Genomic DNA, 19,821 nt, shown 5'->3' with positions numbered 1-19,821 from the left:
ACAATCATGTTGGATTATGAAACGTTGCGGCTCATTTGGTGGCTGCTGATTGGCATCATTCTGGTGGCCTTTATGGTCACTGACGGGTTTGATATGGGGGTCGGCTGCCTGTTGCCGCTGATCGCGCGTAACGATGATGAGCGTCGGGTGTTAATCAATAGCGTCGGGGCGCACTGGGAAGGTAACCAGGTGTGGCTCATTCTGGCGGGCGGTGCATTATTCGCGGCCTGGCCGCGGGTCTATGCCGCCGCATTTTCGGGGTTTTATATAGCGATGATCCTGGTGCTGTGCGCCCTTTTCTTTCGCCCGTTGGCCTTTGATTATCGCGGTAAAATTGCTAATGCACGCTGGCGCGTCATGTGGGACGCCGGGTTGGTTATTGGCAGCCTGGTCCCTCCTGTTATCTTCGGCGTCGCGTTCGGCAACCTGTTCTTGGGCGTGCCTTTTATCTTCACACCACAGCTTCATGTGCAATACCTGGGCACCTTCTGGCAGTTACTCTCACCCTTTGCCCTGCTGTGCGGCGCATTAAGCCTGATGCTGGTTATTCTGCAAGGGGGCGTGTGGCTCCAGTTGAAGACCGACGGCATTCTTCATCAACGCGCGCTTTCTGCTACCCGTCGCAGCGCGATGCTGGTCGTGCTCTGCTTTCTGTTAGCCGGTTACTGGCTATGGACGGGGATCGACGGCTATGTGTTGCTTAGCCAGGATCCTAATGGTCCCTCCAACCCGCTATTAAAAATGGTAACTACCTCACCGGGCGCGTGGATGGCGCACTTTTATCAGTCACCACTGCTGTTAATTATTCCGCTGCTTGGCATGATTTTCCCGATGCTCGCGATCTATGCCTGCGGGCAACGTCGGGCCGTATGGGGATTTTTGTGCGCTTCACTGACCCAGGCCTGCGTGATCTTCACCGCCGGAATCACCCTGTTTCCGTTTGTGATGCCTTCAAGCGCGTATCCGCTCTCCAGCCTGACGGTGTGGGACAGTACCTCCAGCCAGATGACGCTCAGTATCATGCTGGTTATTGTGCTGATTTTTCTACCGATAGTTCTGCTTTACACCGTGTGGAGTTATTACAAGATGCTGGGACGAATCAACGTAGAAACGATCCGCCGCCACAATCACGAACTTTACTAGGGAGGAATGTACGATGTGGTATCTGTTTTGGTTTGTCGGCATTCTGTTGATGTGCGCACTCTCCACGCTGGCGCTGGTCTGGCTGGAGTCGCGGCAGAAATAATTCTGCGCGTACGCTACGCTTTCTGGCTCCCCGGTTTATTCGGGGAGCTTTTTTATCCCCTTTCCATCAGCTCTCCAAGGCGCTTTATCTGCCGTCCCTGGTTATCGAAATTACGCTCATCAAGCCACAAATCGTAGGCAGGACGGAGTGTTGGGTACTCTCCGTCGATGATTGAGTACCATGCGGTATCGCGATTTCGCCCACGGGTAACGATTGCCTGACGAAATATGCCTTCAAAACTGAAGCCAAAACGCTCTGCCGCCCCACGAGAAGGGGCGTTAAGGGCATCGCATTTCCATTCAAAACGGCGATAGCCCAGATCCTCAAAAACGTACTTTAAAAGCAATGAGATGACTTCCGTTGAGATTCGCGTGCGTTTCATGCGTACGGAGTAAGAAACATGCCCTACCTCAATCACACCATTTGCGGGATCAATCCGCATAAGAGCAAACGTACCAACAGGTTTCATACTGGTTAAATCGATCACGGCAAAATGCATCGGATCTGTCTGTTCTTCCATGTTTTTTAAATAAACCAGGAAGGCATCAAAAGTTTCAAAAGGCCCGACCGCCAGATATGTCCAGCCACGACAATCGCTTGCTTCGCAGTACGCTTCATACAACTCTTTTGCATGGCGTTTGGCGTTAATGCGTTCAAGCTTACAATAGCGACCTGTAATTTGCTGAGCCTGTGGAAAGGGTGCGCCTTTCCAGTCAGACAAAGTCATACCTACGGGTTGTTGGAATTGATTAAAGACGCCCGGCATATCTGTACCCCTTACAAAACAGAACTAAACCAGCGCAGGGTATGATCAAACTGAGCGGCCCAAAAGAACCACAATGCGTGTTTTTAACGGATCCACACTATTTAATCGTACAAAAAGCAGGCTCTGCATTTTTACACGTAGCGAAAGAAACGTATTTACTGCATTAATGCTAATAGCGGAATAAATTATAATTTAAATAACCTGAGCCAAACGGCGAATCCCATCAACAATTTCCTCTACCGGATGATTTGCAAAACCAATCAAAATCCCCTGTCGTGAGACATCGCTTTGGTAATAACGACTTAGTGATAGTATTCCCATCCCTAGTAATCTGGCTTGCTCCTCAACTTCATTTCCGGTTAATCCGTTTTGTAGCCAGCACACAATATGGACGCCAGAGTCAGAAGGCTGCACAATCATTTTATCAGCCAGGTATTCTTGAATAGCATTCACCAGCGCAGTTCTTCTTTCATAGCATGCCTTACGAATTCGGCGCACATGACTGGCATAGTGACCATCCTCTATAAAACTCGCCATCACAGCCTGCTCAAGATAACTGGTGCCAAGATCGGAAAAATATTTCGTCACCATAATCTGTTCTTGTAAACCCGGCGGGACAACTAAAAAACCTAAACGAAATTCCGGGTACATCATTTTAGAAAATGTTCCGGCGTAGATTACGCGTTGATTCTGATCTAATCCTTGCAGGGCTTGTAAAGAACGGTCGGCATAACGGAACTCGCTATTATAGTCATCTTCAAATATCCAGGCCTGATTCGACTTCGCCCATTCCAGCAACTCAAAACGTCGGGATAAACTCAACGTTCCACTTAATGGATATTGATCCGACGGGACGACATAGGCCAGCTTAGCGTCAGGAAAATGATCAATACCATAGCGGACGTTCATTCCTTCGCTATCTACCGGTACCGGCCTCACCATCGCGCCAACAGACATGAAGGCTCCGCGAGCGCCTTTGTAACCCGGGTCGTCCAGCCAAACGTCACTTCCTGCCGTTAGCAATGCTCGCGCAGTAATGTTCAATGCCTGTTGAATACCATTTACGATGATTATTTGATCTTCGTTACAGTTCACTCCACGCGTTGTTTTAATGTAGCGGCAAACCGCTTTTCTCAAAGGAAGGTACCCGCAAGGATGAGTGTGAGCCCCCAGTTGATGCCGGGATTGTCTCCAGACACGTTGCAGTAGCTTTCCCCATAACGCATGCGGAAAGAGATCCGTACACCCGACACCAACCGCAAATAGGCGGTTCATGCCGCGCCCTTCATACTCATTTGACCATAAATCGCGAACAGGATTATTTCGGCTATGAACCTGTTCATCAGGCGAGACGACGTCCCCCGACGCCATCTTTGGATAGATATTGCTGATACTCCGATCCGGAATATTATGTGAGACATATGTTCCAGACCCTTTACGGGTCTGGATATACCCTTCATCTAATAGCCTGTCATAACCGGCGATCGCTGAGTTTCGTGAAATTGACATCATCTCGGACAATGCCCTGGTTGACGGCATTTTTGTTCCTGGCGGCAATCGCCCTTCGAGGATGTGATCGCGGAGGATGTGGTAAACCTGCTCCTTAACCGCGCCTTTTCCTAAAACAAATCCTTGAAATAAAGGCGCATTGTTTTTCTTCATTGTATTAACCTTTATACTAAAAGTGGATCCTATCAATATATCGAAAGTGTCTCTTTACGAGAATTTATAAAGTTCTTAGTATCATCATACTAACACATTACTCGTATAAAATATCAGGATATATATGATTAACATGAATACCGTTACTATTGAAAGTGCAGAACAAAAAGACTACGCCAGCTGGCTTCCTTTATGGATAAACTATCAAACATTTTATCGCACTAAAATTTCAGATGAAGTAACAAAATTAACGTGGGAGCGTTTCCTTACCCCGAGCGAACCTGTTTATTGTGCTGTAGCCAAATATAATGGGAAAATAGTGGGACTGGTGCACTATCTCTTTCACCGCTCAACCTGGGCAGAATCAAATTATTGCTATCTCGAAGATTTATTTGTTAGCGAAGATGTACGCGGTCAACACATCGGTAAACAACTTATCGAGTATGTCCAACAACAAGCCAAAAAACACCACGCGTCAAGATTATACTGGCATACGCATGAAACCAATCTCCGTGGACAACGTCTGTATGACTGGGTGGCCAAAAAGAGCGGGATGATCGAATATCAAATGTAAGGATAATAATACTCAGGATAGTATTTAATTATTCAGTACTAAAAATAAACCTCTGAGTAGATATACTCAGAGGATGTCTCGGTGACAAATCCCCCCAACCTGAATAAGATAAGGAAAAAAAACCAGCGATAAGCAAATTCTTAAGAATCAAAAAGGTAAAGAGCCAGCATGGCAACGATAAAGGATGTTGCAGAGTTAGCGGGAGTGTCCACCGCAACAGTTTCACGTGTTATTAATCAAACCGCATGGGTTGAACCCGTGACGCGTGAGCGTGTTGAAAAAGCCATGCGCGAACTGAACTATCATCGCAATGCCGCCGCTATTGCATTAGCGAAACGCAGCGGTGACATGCTCGGGTTATTGACCGGCAACCTTGCCGATCCCTTTTTTGCCAGGCTTGCCCGAGGCGTGGAAGAAGTATCACGCCAGCAGCAATTTCGGCTGATGGTATGCAGCGGTGGCCACGATGAAGGAATGGAAAAATCAGGACTCGATTTCCTGATAAACCAGGGCTGTGAAGCTATTGTGGTCCATGCCAGTAGGCTTTCTGAAAAGGAACTGTTGAGATATGCCGCTCATTTTCCTGCCATGGTGGTCGTGAACCGCTATATTGCCGGGATGGCCAACCGCTGCGTGTGGCTGGAAAATAGTCAAGCAGCTAAAACAGCCACGCTACATCTCCTGGAACAGGGGCACCGTTGTATTGCCTGCGTGACAAGTGATTTACCGATTATCGATCGCCGTGAGCGGCTGGAAGGTTATCGCCAGGCGCTGGCTGAATATGGCATTACGCCAGATAAAAACTGGGTGATTAGCGTGCCCTTCAATGAAGAGGGTGGCGAACGCGCTGCACACCAGCTGCTTAATTGCGGCATTCCTTTCACCGCAGCGGTGACTTTTAATGATGTAATGGCCGCCGGGATTATGCGCATCCTCCATCAGCAGGGAATTACACTTCCGCAGCAGCTTTCGATCGTTGGATTTGATGATGTGGTGATGGCTCGCTATCTCTACCCCGCACTGACAACAATGCATTATCCCGTTGAGCGCATGGCTCGCTGCGCTTCGCAGCTGGCGATACAGCTTTTTAAGGGCGCAACTCAGCGTCCCAGCGTGAATAGTTTCACTGCGGATTTAGTGATCCGCGATTCTGTTCTTCCCCCCTCTCTCTGAAATCAATGCGTAAATCGTCAAGCCCCTGAATTGTGATCGACTTCAAGTTTAACGTCTTCATGTAATCGCTTACATGAGGGCCAATGAGCGATCACAGTCAGGCAAAAGGGTGTTCTCTACTCTTGAGCGACCTTACAGACTGGAGATTCATGAATGAATGCCTCTCAAAATCAGAAAAAAACACTCTCATTTGGACTGGCAGTGATCCCTATTTTAGCCATGCTACTGCTGCTAATTATTGGCTACGGCATCATGGGGCTACGTATTGAGCCCTTGTTGCTATGTTCTGCTGCAGTCGCCGCGGGCATGGCCTGGTGGCAAGGGTATTGCTGGGAAGACATCATTAATTCGGTGGTTGATAAACTCGCCAAAGCAATGCCAGTTATCATGATTCTTATCTGTGTTGGCGGACTGATTGGTACATGGATGTTCAGCGGCACCATCCCTTACATGGTGTACTGGGGACTGAAACTCATCAGCCCCGAATACATTCTCATCGCCGCCTTCTTTTTGACCAGCGTCGTATCGGTGTGTACCGGAACCTCCTGGGGTTCCGCCGGAACGGTTGGCGTAGCATTGATGGGCGTTGCCGCCGGACTGGATGTCTCGATGGCAGCAGCGGCAGGTGCCGTTGTTTCTGGCGCTTACTTCGGTGACAAGATATCGCCGCTGTCAGACTCCACCAACTTTGCGGCCATTGTTGCAGATACCACCCTTTTCGAGCATATCCAGCACTTATTGTGGACCACTATTCCCAGCTTTCTGCTTGCCGCCGTGGTTTATCTTATTGCCGGCCACAGCAATATGCTCGGCGAGGTCGCCACGCCGCAACGGGTTACCGATATTGTCAACGCTCTGGAGTCGCTATACCACTTCAATATCATTCTGATTTTGCCGCCGGTTATTGTGTTGTGGGGCGCGATTCGTAAAAAGCCGGTCATTCCTTTAATGCTGAGTGCATGCGTATTAGCCCTGATTCTGGGCGTTGTCATGCAAGGACTCAGCATCAAGCAGGGACTGGATGCCTTTATAGATGGATTCAACATTACTATGTTCCCGCAAGGGAGTGAGGGCATTATTGCTGATGTTCCGCGCCTGCTGAACCGCGGCGGAATGTTCTCAATGATGAGCACTATCCTTCTGGTATTTTGCGCATTCTCTTTTGCCGGTGCCTTAACGTTAACCGGCGCGCTCAACATTATCATTAACCGCTTACTGACGGTCATTCACAGTGTCGGTCAGTTAATTGCGGCAACCATTGGTACCACCCTTCTGGTGACCGGAGCCACAAGCGACGGCAAGCTGGCTCTTCTGGTTCCAGCTGAACTGTTTAAAGACGCATACCGTCGTATGGGACTGGATACCAAAAATCTGTCCCGCACCATTGAAGACGCTGGCACCGTTATTGAGCCGTTGTTGCCGTGGACAGCTGCCGGAGTTTATATGGCCACGACATTAGGAGTGAGCACGCTGGATTTATTGCCATGGGCGATTCAGTGCTATGCCGCAATCTTCTTCGCCTTGATTTACGGTTTCACGGGAATCGGTATTGCGAAGGCGCCTTCAGTGACAGAAACAGAAAAAAATATCACGGCAACAGAATAGGGAGAGCATGTAATGGATTTTAATAAGATTATCGATCGCCACGATACCGCCTCGCTGAAATGGGACTTTATGGCGCGATATTTCGGCGAGGATACACATCAACTGTTGCCCATGTGGGTGTCTGATTTTGACTTTACTTGCCCGCCCGCTGTTCAGGAGGCTTTAACTCACCGCGTAGGGCACGGTATTTTTGGTTACAGCGAACGACCACAAAGCTACTTTGATTCATTAATTTCATGGTTCTCAACCCGGCATCAGCTGGAAATCAAGCAAGAGTGGATCTGCAGTATTGAAGGTGTTGTTCCGGGATTATCGCTACTCGTACAAATGCTGAGTCAACCCGGTGAAGGCGTGGTCGTTCAGGGGCCTTATTATGGTTCATTCGCTAAAATTATCTCTCTGAACGGCAGACAGCTGCTGGAAAATCCGTTGAATGAGGACCCGGCTACCGGTTATCAAATGGATTTTGCTCACCTGGAAATGTTATTCCGGACTGAACGTCCGCCGTTGATGATTTTATGTAATCCGCATAATCCAACCGGTCGTTGTTGGACTGCACCAGAGCTGGAACAGCTACTTACGCTATGCGAGACCTATGATGTGACGTTGCTGTCTGATGAGATATGGGCAGATTTATTGCTTCCTGGAGAACAATTTACTTCAGTTCTGCATCAGGGAGAACGCTGGCATTCGCGTGTAATTTCAGCTACTTCAGCCAGTAAAACGTTTGGTTTGTCGACATTGCGTATTGCTAATTTTCTGATACCGGCACCGGCATTGCGTGAACACTTTTTACGCCGTCTGGATGCGCATGGACTGGATGTATTCAATGCGCTATCCGTCGAAGCGAGTACGGCAGCATGGCAACATGGTGCGCCATGGTTAGACGAGTTACTTGGCTATCTGGCTGAAAATCGACGCTGGTTTATTCAACAAATTGATGAATATCTCCCATGGGCTCGGGTTGTTCCTTCCCAGGCAACGTATCTACTGTGGATAGATTGCAAAGCGCTTGGACTGGATGATGAGCAGCTCAAATGGGTAATGCTTGATGTTGCCGGTATTGCGCCTTCAATGGGAAATGGCTTTGGTCCTGCTGGAAATGGTTTTATCCGCCTGAACATGGGATGTCCACGCGCCTACCTCGAAAAAGCGGTAGAGGGCTTAAAGCGTATTGCATTTACATCCTGCTGAATCTGCTCAGTAAACGAATCGGCCCTGGCACAGGGCCGCTCGATATTATCAGCCATTTCGACGAGGCCTGATTAACGGGCTCTGAACTACCAACCAAGAATGGCGATGCGGAGAACGTGGTGCAGGTTACCCGGAAAATAATATGCGAGCTGAAAACCGCAGTAAACGGGGTTTGCGTTGATTTCGGTAGACCTGGGAAGAGTTTGAAATGGTGCGATAATAGGAACAATACCTGTAACATATTCATTTGATTAATAATAAAAATATCATGATTCATCTTTGGTGATACCCCCAAAGATACCCCCAATGGATTTTCTTTCTTCATTATGATTTTGTCTAACCGGAGATTACAAAGCTTCAAGGGCTTTACATGTGTATTTTTTAGGCATATACTACTTACATGCCGTGACTAGCGAGAATCTCCGGTCAGTAAACGGCCTCTACAGGCTTTAATGCACTTACAATGCCGCTTCGCTTACTATGTAGTTTATTGAAATCCTTATGGTTTTCAGTTTAAACTCACAATGTAACGAGGCGGTTTTTGTATGTATAACATATCTCACATACCTCACATACCTCACATACCTCAGCACCAGAGTGTCTTTCCACAGCAGATACGATATGATATCTATATGAAAATGATATAAACAGTGGTGCGGCATGAGCATAAAGATAAAAGAAATATTTGATATTTATTTCAATAATACAATGGATTTTGTTGATTTTTTTAGTTTAAATAAGATGGACTATTTGGAGACAAAAACTTTCAGAGGACGAGAAATAGTAGCATATAAAGAAGGATTTAATAAGCTCCGATTGCTACATCGCTTTCTCAATGAAGCTATCTTTAACAGGGTTAAGATCATAGATGATGTAGTCTTTTCTTATAGAAAAAAGGTTAATGTATTCGATTGTGTTTATCCACATAGATTGAATCCATTTATTTTCAAAACAGATATAAAAAGCTTCTTCCCATCTTTCACCCGAATCTTTATTCAAAGTAAGTTAGAAAACATTTTTAAAGAGTTTATTATATCTGACATTAATGAATATTTACCAAAAATAGTTGACCTTGTAAGCTATAATGATTGCTTACCAGTAGGTTTTTCCACATCCCCTTCACTAAGTAATATTCTTTTCAGTGATGCTGATAAAAAATTAAAAGAATTTAGCGCATCTAATGAATACATATACACCCGGTATTCTGATGATTTAATAATCTCGTCCGAGAAAGAAATACATAAAAATGAAATATTCTCCTCAATTCAACAAATAATAAATTCAGAATGTGAAACATTTGTTTTAAATTTTGACAAGACCAAACTCTTAAAGAAAGGTGGTGTCCGTAAAATAATGGGCGTCAGCATTTTGCCTGATGGACACATCTCTGTTGACAAAGCCATAAAAAACAATATTGAAACCAAACTTCACTATATATCAAAATTAAATAACGTTAACTCTCAAGATCCTGAGCTAATGGAAGTAAAAAGATATTTATCCGGCATGATTAATTACATAAGTACGATTGATGAAGCTTACATAAATAAATTAAAAAGAAAGTATGGTTCAACAATAGTTGAAATGTTTCTTAGGAAGAGTCTCGTAAAATGAAACTTGAACTGTCAATAAACCAAATACAACACCTATCAAATCTAAACGCTAGCTTTGACTTTAGTGAAAGTAAAATATTTTGTATTGTTAGCCACAATGGAATCGGGAAAACAACGTTAATAAAGTCAATGGGTATTTTATTCCAGCCTACGATTTTTGTAAAAACATCAAACCGATTTATATTCAACCCAAATAGTGAATTGTCGATAGATATCGATGGTGATCATTATGAGTATAAATACAATCCAGCTATAAACCAAATAGATTGTAAAAATATTGTTAATCAAAAAAACCTAGGTGTTGTTGAACTTCCCGTACCATATGGGAAACGCTATGGTTCATATTCTAGATTGAACGAAATAGATGGTGAATTAAGGATTAAAATAGCATACAGTGAATATTCGACTCCTGAAGCACTAATCCAGTTCTTAACTTTTATATATCCCTATAAAGATTTTTCAGATTTGAAATCAGTAGAAATAAATGGAGAGGAATATTATTTCAGACTGGTTGGAAATAGCAACTATATACGCGAAGATTATTTCAGCTCTGGAGAGTATTTTGTAATTAATATTTTTAGGATTATAAACTCAGATACAAAATTGATTATAATTGACGAAATAGATATGTCGTTAGACTCATACGCTCAAATAAGGCTCGTGAAGCTTATTAAGAAATCGAGTGAAGAAAATGAGAAGTTCTTTATATTTACCACGCATTCCCTTGCGATGTTAAAATCTATTGATGATATTGGCATAGACATTTATTACCTAGAAAATTCAAATGGGAATATTGATTTAAAGAAAAGAGGATATAGTTATATTAAAGGAGTTATGTTTGAATTTAAGGGAAGTGATAAGTATATTCTAACAGAGGACTCGGTTTTAAAAGAATATATTAAAATGAAAATGCAAAAAATCATTAAAGAGTCAACGCTTAACAAAAAAGAAAAAATTGAGGTTATTAGCATAGGAGGATGTGAGAACGTTATTGATTTTTATAAAAGAAATAAAGAAGAGTCTTTCCTATGTGAGAGAGATGAGAAGGTATTAGTTATTTTAGATGGAGATGTTAGGGAGGAAATCCTAGGAAAAAATAAAAGCATTGCATCTAAATTGCTCTTTTTACCTTTCGACTCAATTGAAAAGGAAATTTTTAAAAAATCCAATAATACTCAATACAATCTGCCTTATGTTGGAAAATTAAAAGGGAAACCAGAGAAAAGAAACAAAAAATATTTTGACAAACTAACAAAGAGGAACGGATTTGATATGGAGAAGATATTCGACATTGCAGAAAAAGATAATCAAGAAGCTGTATTAAATTTTGAAAACAGGCTTTCATCTTTTTTAAAAATGTAGAGGACTGTATTGAGTAAATATGACTTTAACGCACAGCCTGCCTTCGGTCAGGCTCAACAGCCATCCTTGCTTTAATACTAATTATTGATAAAGCCAATTGTTTTTCATATTTTCACATTTAGTTTCCTGCCGAAATATTTTTGTTTGTGTATGTTGATTTTAAAATACTCGCTCAACCTAGATTTAAATCTATTTTCATGCTCAACTATATAATATGGTTTTTTCTTTATTTCTTCTTTAACTATTTTTTCTTTGTTCCTTGGATGAATAACAGGTTTTGTTATACCTAATTTTTCTCTTATTTCTTCGATCTTAGTTGCTCTACTATTGAACCTGCTACGGCCTTTGAGTCTAAATTTATTCGTGGCTGTTGTGGCTGTTTCTGCGTGATCAAGTATCCTACTGATAGAACCGCTATCAGATTTATCACGCCAACTATTGAAGCTACCTTGATTATAAGTCTTGATTGATTTTTTTTTGTGTTGTTCTTTAACTCTGTTGAGTACTTGTGTAGCTTTCTGTGTTGTTCTTCTAACTTTAGTGCTTGTTGGTCTATTATATTTTTCGCTGAGTCTAAAGCTGTTGTTGTTGCTTCTAATGAGTTGTTCACTCTGGTTAGTGTCTGTTGTGTCTGGTTTAATGCCGTACTGACCGACTCCGATAATATCATCATTGATTCCGTCAGAGGTTCTACTGTCATTGAAATCTGATTCAATAAGTGATCGTCCAATACTAATTTCGTCATCTGTTTTTCTTGCTGCGAATCTTCTAACGAGTTCATCATCTCTATTTTTGTCATATTTCACCTTACTTTTTATAGTGTTCCAACTAAATTTTTTGCCTAACTGAGATCCCTTGAATGCCACATCTCCCACACTGAAAGAACAACCCGCCACGTTGCCAGTGCTGGCAACATTGAACCTCGGTTCAATGCCTACGGCCTGCAGACGTTCTACGAACGTCTCAAGATCTGGTTTTCCTGTCATAGCCGCTTGTAAAGAGGCTTGAAGCACCAAACGGGCTGGCTTTTCTCCTGTTCTAAGTGCCATCTCAATTTCAGCTTTGGTTGGTGCTGATACGTCCGATTTCTGACCTTTTAAGCCATCCGTAATGGTTAAGCCGTGCTTTACTTCTAAACGTTCACAAGCTGCTATTGTATTAAATGCTGAGTGCTGACCGTGCCATACAGAACCATCAAGGCCGATCCGGTTAGCCACTATATGGATATGTTCTTTATCTGTATCGTTATGACGCACACAAATATATTGATGTTTTTCTATATCAATATTCATTTCTTTCAAATAGTCTTTTGCTATCTCCTCCCATTGCTGATCGGTTAAATGTTCATTTTTTGGAAGAGATAAAAACGCATGAAAGACTGGTTTTTTTATATCTTGTCTAAAGCTGCTTACAGCTTTGAACTCATCAGTTAAATCACTAACATTATTTTTATCTGCTGACATATTGCTACAAATAAAACTGTGATCATCTTTTAATATGTAATCAACTCTATTTTTAAATGATCTACCTGTTTTGGCTACATTCCCTTTCATATATAATCTAAATCCTTATTTATTTCTATTATCCTTCTGCTAACTTGCTTTATGTTAAAATTAAGCTTATCAACTTCATTTTTATCAAAATACTCATTGCCATTTAATTTTTTAACAGCTTGGTTTATGTTGTTGCCTATACCTGAAAGTTGTATATAGGTCTTCTGGTTTACTTCAGGCATTTTCCTTTTAATAACTGGCTCAGCGTTTAAAATCTCTTTTCGTATATAATGCCCTCTTTCAAGCCCTGATGCTTCAACAAGTTCTTTTAAATATTCAAACTCTGCTTTGTTTACTCTGAACTGTATAGATATATCTCTGCGTTCTTCGTGATTTAATTCTATACGACCTCTTTTTCTGTCTGTATCCATATTTTATTATCCACCTGTAGTAAACATATAATCTCTTATAGCTTTTATATAGTCTTCATCATTTTCATCAATCAAAGATTTTAGAAGATCATCAGCTTTATTTTCTTGTATATACCTATGGGACACAAAATAACATAATCTTTGTTCATCACTATTTATTTCACAAAAAGGTATATCTTTATCTTGTTCTATGTAATAAAAAAATCTTGCTAATAACTCAAACTTAATTTTTAAACTCATTTGCTTTTCTATATCATCATCAATCATATTCTATTGCTCCTTTTGTATTTTATAAGAGCTTTTTTATCTATCATTTTCCTAACATCTGATATTGATTGCTTTGCTTCACTTGAAGAGTTTGTTTTTCCCATACAACTACGGATCATGAAACCTCCCAACATGATACAAAGAAGCATCATTCCTATTGCTATAATCATATATGTCTCCTTATTTCTTATTTGAATAATAAAGTAAGTTTTCGATAACTTCGCTGTATATGTCTTCATCAATAGCAAGCATTACGTCATTATCTACAATCTTATCAAAGATAAGTTTGTAGCTTTCTTTGTCGTGTCTATTCATCTCAAATGATTCTGTTTTGTTAATATTCTTATAATCTAAATGAACAAAAAAACGATTACAGGGAAGTAAGCGATCTAAATCGTTTATGTATAAACATTTTGATACTGATAAAACTATTTTCATATTTATTCCTTTTGTTTTGAAGTGAACTGTAAAACTATTTACCGCTTCCCCTTGATAGGGGAAATCAGCGGAAGGGTAGAGCTTTTAACAACCCTCCGAACGAAGTGAGAGAGGGCAACCTGAAAGGTTGGGTATAATACCGGCTACGGGATTACACCTTGCCTCAGTTTCCGAAAGCTAAAAAATAAAAGCTGAACTCAACTTATATTTAAATAAATAACCGATCTAAAAAAATAGTCAATAGCGGCTACATAAATAAATACACTGCACGATAAATAAAATGCAAATAAAAGATAGGGTAAATAATATATTGTCTTTATGGCAACTTTGGGGGGAAATCGTCAAGGGCTAAATCGTGGGGTCCCGCTTGCGGGTTCCGATTTAGTGCTTGATGATATAGATGAGGAAATAAAATTTATATGGGTGATGGTTCGACACTTCGAGCCATCACCTTGGAATACGTATTTTACATTCTCCTTCTGAAAGAAATCCTGTCAGAAAAAGCCAACTTGCTAATAATAAACCCAACAATCGCAATGACAAACAAACTAATATTAGCAGCCATTATTCCTGAACTCATACCGATCAAAACTGATAATATTAAGGTGCTGAATACTATTAAAAATACACACCAACCCGGCGGAGCACCGTATAATATAGTTGCTTGACATCCAGTGCATACGTGAACCCCTTTCGGGCTTTCTTTTAGACAGTATGGGCATTGAATGGTATTATTTTCCATTTCCTACTCCTCTAATCTTTCTTAAAAACCGCACCTTGGTAAACAACTCCATCTTTGACTTTTTCGATTTTAAAAGTCCAAGATCCGAGATTTTTATTTTGCGTTTTGGCGATATAGATGGGTTTCTTGCTTTCATCCCAGCTTTTAACGGTAAAAACACCATCGCGAAACTTGATCACATCTTTCTGAATATCAAGCCTGACGCCGAACTGTTGATTAACATAGTTGCCATAGATGCCATCATCGCCACACCCTGCTAGCAGGACGGCAAGACCTGCCACTGACATAAATTTCCGCATACCTTTTCCTTCACCAATAGCACAGATCTACGATTGACCTGTAAACGCCTTAGGATTCAATTATTTTCATGTCTAGTCATATCGTTTGTACCGATCGAAAAAACGGGAACTGATAGCTATACACTATCAAATAGCTGTAATTGATCGTTATAAACAATTAATAACGATCGATTGAGTGCCTTTTGATTGGTAAAATCTATCAATATCAATATATTGATCTATTATACCGATCTATTTCTATTTAGGATTTGGATCTTGAAGGGATAACAACGGGAAAAGTTCTAGGGTGGGATATCTGGCGCGAGACTTTTTTTTATATCTTTTATATATGGCTTTCTTTTTACTTTATTAGGCTTCGCCCTATATATTTTTTAGATCTAGTTCTGCTTTATATTTTATTGGTGCCATATAAAACAAGGCACCTTTACTATAAATAAAATTAGCTTTATTGGGAGCTATATACTGCCTTGTGTTCGCCCCCGAAAATGGGACTTCACCCAAGGCTTCGCCTCCTGAAATTTTCAACTTATTTTGTTGAAAATCTATCAAGATTGGCGAAAACCAAGATGAAAAATATGACTTCACCCAAGTTGATCTGGCTTAAAGCTCTACATCGTTTCCAATGTAGGACACCCTACGACACCCCCAGATTCGTTCATGCAGATTAATGTATTGTTATCCCCTATTTATGCTGTCAACAAAGGTAGGGCTTTCTCATAGCTATTCCATATACAACTTCACTTATCTGTTTAGAACTTCGCTTCGGGTTGGTATTACGTCGCTTCCCCTTCTATACCTACAACCAACAAAACATACGGACATCTCTTATTAGCGACTCGCGCTCAATTGCTCCACATATGCAGACCTGATACAAAGGTTTATAATTTGATTGCTTTCGAGGACATTAAAGATTCTGGAAGTGGTATTTAAAAGACTTGTAAAAAGCTCAGATTTAGATTTGACAAATATGAAAAGATTATTTAATACTTTATTATATTTGTAATCGCGTTATTCCTCTAACTGATTACAAGACTTAAAAAAGTCAGCGAAAACTTTTTTAGTCCTTAAAAAGTCAGATTTATGATCTGGCTTTTTTTGTATCTTTACTTTTTATAAGACTTATATTTTAATAGTCAATAGAAATAAACAAAATATTTCACAAAATCATTATCGATTAATAATAGCAAACCTAATAAAGGTCAGATGTATATCTGACCTTTTGCTTAAGATATCTATATTACTCATATAAAATCTCTAAACGCTAAATAATCCATTTTGAGCTATTTTATTTTCACATATAACAAATCATAATGGCCTCTGTATGCATACACATTATATTTATTCTAACCTCTTCAAAATCTATGAATCTATGCTGACTTTGATCAATACTCTTCTTCGTTTTATCAATAATATCATCGTAAACAGTTTCCATATAATACTTGTCAGTAAATAGATCGAATACTTCATTAGCAGGCTTCGCAAGCACTTTCTTGGTAAAGCGAGAGTATTCTAACAATGCTGTAAGTTCTGCTGAGTTCTGACTATTACACTTATTTTCTTTTTTCATTTTGGTTCCTTATTTAATCGTTAAGTAAATATCCCCCCTACACTTTCATGTATTATTTAAAAGGGATTGTTGTATTTTATAAATATATGTTTATATTGCTTTCACATACAACCAATATATTATTATGCTGCTGTATTGCGTGATGAATAGATCAGTTGTTCAATCCATTCATCAATCTCACTTTCAACAAAGGCACAGGCTCTTATTCCAATCTTAATCGGCTTAGGAAAATCACCCTTACTAATAAGTCTATAGATCCATGCTTTGCTAAATCCTGTTTTATTCATCACTTCTGGCAAGCGAATAAGTTTTCTTGTTGTCATATATTTCTCCGTTGTTGTTTTGATGAATGTAGTATCTGCAGATCGCTTATGACGTTCAACCCTCGGAAAATCAGAATTGAACTCGAATTGAGTGTTTTTCATACAAAAACATATGAAATGGCGGGAGAGCTGTCACTGGGCGGGGTGTAGAGCGATTTAGCAATAAGTGCTATTTATTTTCCTGTTTTAAGGTATTTTATAATTTCCTTATTAATCAATTGTTTAATAAACATCAGTTTAAATTCTGACTTAATTCTTATCTGCTTTAGCCAAGAAAAAGGGCTATGACCATTAAGACATAACCCTTCTTTCATCAGCAGTTATCCTTACCCACGCCGATTAAACGTTCCCTGTACGACATTACCGCCTTTCTCAAGGCTTACCATGTAGTCGGCATACCATTGCAGCATCTCGCGTCTGCCATCGAGATATTGCGCATGGTTGTAGGTGCCACGGATAGCATTCTTATCAACATGGGCTAGTTGGGTTTCAATCCATGCGGTGTTGTAGCCCTGTTCATGAAGAACGGTGCTCATGGTATGACGGAAGCCGTGACCCGTAACCCGGCCTGTATAGCCAATTCGCTTAAATACCTGATTGATACTGGCTTCGCTCATGGTCTTGCTTGGATCATTGCGTCCCGGAAACAGTAAAGGAAATTGCCCCGTCATTGCTCTGATCTGTTCGATAATGGCTAACGCTTGGGTAGAGAGCGGGATGATATGAGGACGGCGCATTTTCATGCGTTCAGCAGAAATTTCCCATAGCGATTTCTCGGAATCGATTTCCGACCATAAGGCACCACGCAATTCACCCGTTCTTAGGCCAGTAAGGATCAACAATCTCGCTGCCAACACCATCAATTCACTACCAGAGTAGCCAGCAAGGGCTTTAAAGAAGGCAGGAAGCTCTTCGGTGGTCAGGAACGGGTAATGTGTAGATTCATGCCCCTGCATGGCACTGGTGAGATCAGGAGCGGGATTATACTCGGCTCTGCCTGTCACGATGGCATAGCGAAACACTTCACCACATCGTTGGCGCACTTTCTTTGCTTTCTCTGTTGCACCTCTGGCTTCGATTTTTTTAAGCACATTAAGAAGCTCTAATGGCTTAATGTCCGCAACAGGCCGTTGACCAAGAAAAGGAAAAATATCTTTATTGAAAGCTTCGAGAATGTCAGAGGCATACCCAACTGACCATTTTTTCACTTTCATGCTGTGCCATTCGAGCGCAATTTGCTGAAAGGTGTTTTTGACCTTCGCTTCACGTTCAGCTTTATGTTCTTTCTTAAGCTCTAAAGGATCGATACCCCCTGCGATACCTTTTCGAGCTTCATCACGTTTTGCTCTGGCATCAGCCAAAGACACATCGGGATATACCCCCAGCGCCAATAACTTTTCCTTTCCATCGATACGATACTTTAAACGCCAGTAGCGTGACCCGTTAGTTTTAACCAATAAGTAGAGGCCACCACCATCAGCCATCTTGTAGGGTTTCTCTTTGGGCTTGGCAGTCTCGACCTGTCTGGCATTGAGCTTCATCTGGGGGTATCTCCTTTAGACCGAACAGCAAATACCCCCATTGATACCCCCAACTCACCGTAGATTTCTGTGAACGTGAGTAGACGAGCAGAGACAACAAGGGCCGTGAAACCGCGTATTATAAGGGTTTAAAGGGTGTTTGAGTAGACTTAGAGAGACGTTAAAATAGGTAGGATGGTGCCGATAATAGGAGTCGAACCTACGACCTTCGCATTACGAATGCGCTGCTCTACCAACTGAGCTATATCGGCCCTGATAAGGACGTGCCCATGAATGTGAACACGGGGTAGAAGGTTAAAACTAACCGGACTGTGCGTCAATGGCCTTGCGAATCAAACGCCTATTTTTGCATCATCCGCATTCAATTACGCACAAATCGTGTCGTCACAGGCTTCCTGGTACGCGGCAAGGGAATTCTATAACCAGCGGCGAACACGCTGCTCATAGCGTATCCATTCCGGCCCGAAATGTTTTCGTAGTTGTTCCTCTTCAAAATCAATATGTAATCTGGCAACCACCAGCATAAACAGCGGTGCAGCCAATATTCCAATCAAGCTACCGACGTAAAGAGCAAAAGCTAACTGAAGTCCACTCATTCCAAGATAGATTGGATTGCGGCTCAAGGCGTAACATCCGCCAGTAACAAGCGTGGTCGATTTCTCTGCATGCAGTGGGTTTAGCGTCGTACGTTTCTTCCGCATCTGCCACGCGGTATGCAGTATCATCGCCAGACTGACGCTAGCCAACAATGCACTTATCACGATAGTCACCGCGCCAAATGTGAAACGCGGTATCGCCGTCAACGCATCCGCGATGAGGAATAATAACAGGATGAGAGGTGGTGGAAGCCAGACTCTTAATTTTGTCAGGAAAGGACGCATGGCTACGGGCAAACCTCAGTACCTGTTTGATTAACGCTGATATCACTATAAATACCCCGTTTATGATACATAAACAAACGGTGCACACCTCACTATAGGACTTTTTACTTAATCAGACAGACAGGCAGCGATGCAAAGACGCCCATACCAGAGGCGTCTGCCCCTGGTGTTCAGGAAAAAATCATGCTGCAGGCTATGTCAGCTCAGAGCACATACTCGTTTAAAGGTTTTACCCTTCATATGTAATAACCGTGTCAAAAAGGAATTACGTAGATAAAGGTGAATCCGACGCTGACTCAAACAAATCTACTGACTGCTGGTAATACCGGATAAAATCATTAAATGTCACTGGCGGTAGAAACTGATACCCCTGCAGATAGTCAACATTATTTTTTCCCAGCCATTGTTGCTGATAGTCATTTTCAACACCCTCTGCCACCGTACGTAACCCCAGAAGTCCTGAAAGGTGAGTAATTGACTCGAGCATAGGGATATATTGATCAACCTCTTTAATTTCCTTAATGAAGCTTTTATCAATTTTGATTACATCCAGGTCTAACTCATTGAGATAGGGAAGGTGCGAACAAGTTCCTGATATGAGATCATCATATTCATCCGGAGCGCATCCCAGAGGGACATCATGAGCC

At 41.6% G+C, this 19,821-nt stretch carries 21 protein-coding genes and 1 tRNA gene; 8 read left to right on the top strand and 14 right to left on the bottom strand.

Translation table 11 applies throughout. The features are described 5' to 3' along the window. Positions 1–6 precede the first annotated feature (6 nt). Together appB and cbdX are read left to right on the top strand one after the other, a co-directional pair. A complete protein-coding gene (appB, locus tag OGX94_RS10995; RefSeq protein WP_257661381.1) occupies positions 7–1,143 on the top strand; it encodes a cytochrome d ubiquinol oxidase subunit II in 1,137 nt (378 codons plus the stop codon). Positions 1,144–1,156: 13 nt separating this feature from the next. Then, complete coding sequence (gene cbdX / locus OGX94_RS10990) at positions 1,157–1,246, top strand: cytochrome bd-II oxidase subunit CbdX (protein WP_003830863.1); 90 nt, start codon at positions 1,157–1,159, stop codon at positions 1,244–1,246. A gap of 52 nt (positions 1,247–1,298) precedes the next feature. On the opposite strand, the gene OGX94_RS10985 is transcribed toward cbdX, so the two are convergent. Together OGX94_RS10985 and pdxR are read right to left on the bottom strand one after the other, a co-directional pair. Continuing rightward, the gene (locus OGX94_RS10985; protein ID WP_286569218.1) at positions 1,299–2,012 is read right to left on the bottom strand and encodes a GNAT family N-acetyltransferase; all 714 of its coding nucleotides are present in this window, start codon (positions 2,010–2,012) and stop codon (positions 1,299–1,301) included. Positions 2,013–2,204: 192 nt separating this feature from the next. Beyond that, entirely contained in the window at positions 2,205–3,674 is a 1,470-nt protein-coding gene (pdxR, locus tag OGX94_RS10980; protein WP_257661379.1) for a MocR-like pyridoxine biosynthesis transcription factor PdxR, read from the bottom strand. A 124-nt stretch (positions 3,675–3,798) separates the two neighbouring features. Here pdxR and OGX94_RS10975 point away from each other — a divergent pair, with 124 nt between their 5' ends. The 6 genes from OGX94_RS10975 to OGX94_RS10950 all read left to right on the top strand — a co-directional run bounded on the left by OGX94_RS10975 (position 3,799) and on the right by OGX94_RS10950 (position 11,192). Continuing rightward, a complete protein-coding gene (locus OGX94_RS10975; protein WP_149334948.1) occupies positions 3,799–4,248 on the top strand; it encodes a GNAT family N-acetyltransferase in 450 nt (149 codons plus the stop codon). A 168-nt stretch (positions 4,249–4,416) separates the two neighbouring features. Continuing rightward, positions 4,417–5,421: a LacI family DNA-binding transcriptional regulator gene (locus tag OGX94_RS10970; RefSeq protein ID WP_008783828.1), complete on the top strand. Its 1,005-nt coding sequence runs from the start codon at positions 4,417–4,419 to the stop codon at positions 5,419–5,421. Between the two features lie 153 nt (positions 5,422–5,574). Next, positions 5,575–7,026 (top strand): Na+/H+ antiporter NhaC, encoded by a 1,452-nt coding sequence (gene nhaC / locus OGX94_RS10965; protein WP_181509423.1) that lies wholly within the window; start codon positions 5,575–5,577, stop codon positions 7,024–7,026. Positions 7,027–7,038: 12 nt separating this feature from the next. Then, the gene (locus OGX94_RS10960) at positions 7,039–8,220 is read left to right on the top strand and encodes a MalY/PatB family protein (protein ID WP_286569212.1); all 1,182 of its coding nucleotides are present in this window, start codon (positions 7,039–7,041) and stop codon (positions 8,218–8,220) included. A 660-nt stretch (positions 8,221–8,880) separates the two neighbouring features. Beyond that, positions 8,881–9,831, top strand: coding sequence for a reverse transcriptase domain-containing protein (locus OGX94_RS10955; RefSeq protein WP_112074904.1), 951 nt, complete (start codon positions 8,881–8,883; stop codon positions 9,829–9,831). Continuing rightward, a complete protein-coding gene (locus OGX94_RS10950) occupies positions 9,828–11,192 on the top strand; it encodes an OLD family protein (RefSeq protein WP_177336222.1) in 1,365 nt (454 codons plus the stop codon). The genes OGX94_RS10955 and OGX94_RS10950 overlap by 4 nt, the downstream gene beginning before the upstream one ends. A gap of 104 nt (positions 11,193–11,296) precedes the next feature. On the opposite strand, the gene OGX94_RS10945 is transcribed toward OGX94_RS10950, so the two are convergent. The 12 genes from OGX94_RS10945 to OGX94_RS10890 form a co-directional block, all read right to left on the bottom strand. Continuing rightward, positions 11,297–12,745 (bottom strand): relaxase/mobilization nuclease domain-containing protein, encoded by a 1,449-nt coding sequence (locus OGX94_RS10945; RefSeq protein ID WP_177336223.1) that lies wholly within the window; start codon positions 12,743–12,745, stop codon positions 11,297–11,299. Next, entirely contained in the window at positions 12,742–13,116 is a 375-nt protein-coding gene (locus OGX94_RS10940; protein ID WP_095661419.1) for a plasmid mobilization protein, read from the bottom strand. The genes OGX94_RS10945 and OGX94_RS10940 overlap by 4 nt, the downstream gene beginning before the upstream one ends. Before the next feature lie 6 nt (positions 13,117–13,122). Next, entirely contained in the window at positions 13,123–13,383 is a 261-nt protein-coding gene (locus OGX94_RS10935) for a hypothetical protein (protein WP_112074901.1), read from the bottom strand. 180 nt (positions 13,384–13,563) lie between these two features. Then, a complete protein-coding gene (locus OGX94_RS10930; protein ID WP_112074900.1) occupies positions 13,564–13,821 on the bottom strand; it encodes a hypothetical protein in 258 nt (85 codons plus the stop codon). A gap of 466 nt (positions 13,822–14,287) precedes the next feature. Then, entirely contained in the window at positions 14,288–14,563 is a 276-nt protein-coding gene (locus tag OGX94_RS10925; RefSeq protein ID WP_112074899.1) for a hypothetical protein, read from the bottom strand. Between the two features lie 11 nt (positions 14,564–14,574). Next, complete coding sequence (locus tag OGX94_RS10920) at positions 14,575–14,862, bottom strand: hypothetical protein (RefSeq protein ID WP_112074898.1); 288 nt, start codon at positions 14,860–14,862, stop codon at positions 14,575–14,577. Positions 14,863–16,153: 1,291 nt separating this feature from the next. After that, complete coding sequence (locus OGX94_RS10915; RefSeq protein ID WP_043085806.1) at positions 16,154–16,429, bottom strand: hypothetical protein; 276 nt, start codon at positions 16,427–16,429, stop codon at positions 16,154–16,156. A 122-nt stretch (positions 16,430–16,551) separates the two neighbouring features. Beyond that, positions 16,552–16,752, bottom strand: coding sequence for a helix-turn-helix transcriptional regulator (locus OGX94_RS10910; protein WP_000213227.1), 201 nt, complete (start codon positions 16,750–16,752; stop codon positions 16,552–16,554). A gap of 326 nt (positions 16,753–17,078) precedes the next feature. Then, entirely contained in the window at positions 17,079–18,293 is a 1,215-nt protein-coding gene (locus OGX94_RS10905) for a tyrosine-type recombinase/integrase (protein ID WP_112074897.1), read from the bottom strand. Positions 18,294–18,468: 175 nt separating this feature from the next. Beyond that, positions 18,469–18,544, bottom strand: a tRNA-Thr gene (locus tag OGX94_RS10900). 165 nt (positions 18,545–18,709) lie between these two features. Then, entirely contained in the window at positions 18,710–19,174 is a 465-nt protein-coding gene (locus OGX94_RS10895; RefSeq protein WP_003830841.1) for a methyltransferase family protein, read from the bottom strand. 265 nt (positions 19,175–19,439) lie between these two features. Next, positions 19,440–19,821 (bottom strand): EAL domain-containing protein (locus tag OGX94_RS10890; protein WP_286569198.1); only part of this gene is annotated, 382 nt, incomplete at its 5' end.

Origin of the sequence: Citrobacter sp. Cpo037 (assembly GCF_030332945.1) — a bacterium.
GTDB classification, from domain to species: domain Bacteria; phylum Pseudomonadota; class Gammaproteobacteria; order Enterobacterales; family Enterobacteriaceae; genus Citrobacter; species Citrobacter portucalensis.
The sequence above is the reverse complement of the archived record's forward strand: the minus strand, read 5'-3'. Positions and strand labels throughout refer to the sequence as shown.

Coding starts and splice junctions, on each gene's coding strand:
- appB (WP_257661381.1), top strand. CDS start 7: ATGTTGGATTATGAAACGTTGCGGCTCATTTGGTGGCTGCTGATTGGC.
- cbdX (WP_003830863.1), top strand. CDS start 1,157: ATGTGGTATCTGTTTTGGTTTGTCGGCATTCTGTTGATGTGCGCACTC.
- OGX94_RS10985 (WP_286569218.1), bottom strand. CDS start 2,012: ATGCCGGGCGTCTTTAATCAATTCCAACAACCCGTAGGTATGACTTTG.
- pdxR (WP_257661379.1), bottom strand. CDS start 3,674: ATGAAGAAAAACAATGCGCCTTTATTTCAAGGATTTGTTTTAGGAAAA.
- OGX94_RS10975 (WP_149334948.1), top strand. CDS start 3,799: ATGATTAACATGAATACCGTTACTATTGAAAGTGCAGAACAAAAAGAC.
- OGX94_RS10970 (WP_008783828.1), top strand. CDS start 4,417: ATGGCAACGATAAAGGATGTTGCAGAGTTAGCGGGAGTGTCCACCGCA.
- nhaC (WP_181509423.1), top strand. CDS start 5,575: ATGAATGCCTCTCAAAATCAGAAAAAAACACTCTCATTTGGACTGGCA.
- OGX94_RS10960 (WP_286569212.1), top strand. CDS start 7,039: ATGGATTTTAATAAGATTATCGATCGCCACGATACCGCCTCGCTGAAA.
- OGX94_RS10955 (WP_112074904.1), top strand. CDS start 8,881: ATGAGCATAAAGATAAAAGAAATATTTGATATTTATTTCAATAATACA.
- OGX94_RS10950 (WP_177336222.1), top strand. CDS start 9,828: ATGAAACTTGAACTGTCAATAAACCAAATACAACACCTATCAAATCTA.
- OGX94_RS10945 (WP_177336223.1), bottom strand. CDS start 12,745: ATGAAAGGGAATGTAGCCAAAACAGGTAGATCATTTAAAAATAGAGTT.
- OGX94_RS10940 (WP_095661419.1), bottom strand. CDS start 13,116: ATGGATACAGACAGAAAAAGAGGTCGTATAGAATTAAATCACGAAGAA.
- OGX94_RS10935 (WP_112074901.1), bottom strand. CDS start 13,383: ATGATTGATGATGATATAGAAAAGCAAATGAGTTTAAAAATTAAGTTT.
- OGX94_RS10930 (WP_112074900.1), bottom strand. CDS start 13,821: ATGAAAATAGTTTTATCAGTATCAAAATGTTTATACATAAACGATTTA.
- OGX94_RS10925 (WP_112074899.1), bottom strand. CDS start 14,563: ATGGAAAATAATACCATTCAATGCCCATACTGTCTAAAAGAAAGCCCG.
- OGX94_RS10920 (WP_112074898.1), bottom strand. CDS start 14,862: ATGCGGAAATTTATGTCAGTGGCAGGTCTTGCCGTCCTGCTAGCAGGG.
- OGX94_RS10915 (WP_043085806.1), bottom strand. CDS start 16,429: ATGAAAAAAGAAAATAAGTGTAATAGTCAGAACTCAGCAGAACTTACA.
- OGX94_RS10910 (WP_000213227.1), bottom strand. CDS start 16,752: ATGACAACAAGAAAACTTATTCGCTTGCCAGAAGTGATGAATAAAACA.
- OGX94_RS10905 (WP_112074897.1), bottom strand. CDS start 18,293: ATGAAGCTCAATGCCAGACAGGTCGAGACTGCCAAGCCCAAAGAGAAA.
- OGX94_RS10895 (WP_003830841.1), bottom strand. CDS start 19,174: ATGCGTCCTTTCCTGACAAAATTAAGAGTCTGGCTTCCACCACCTCTC.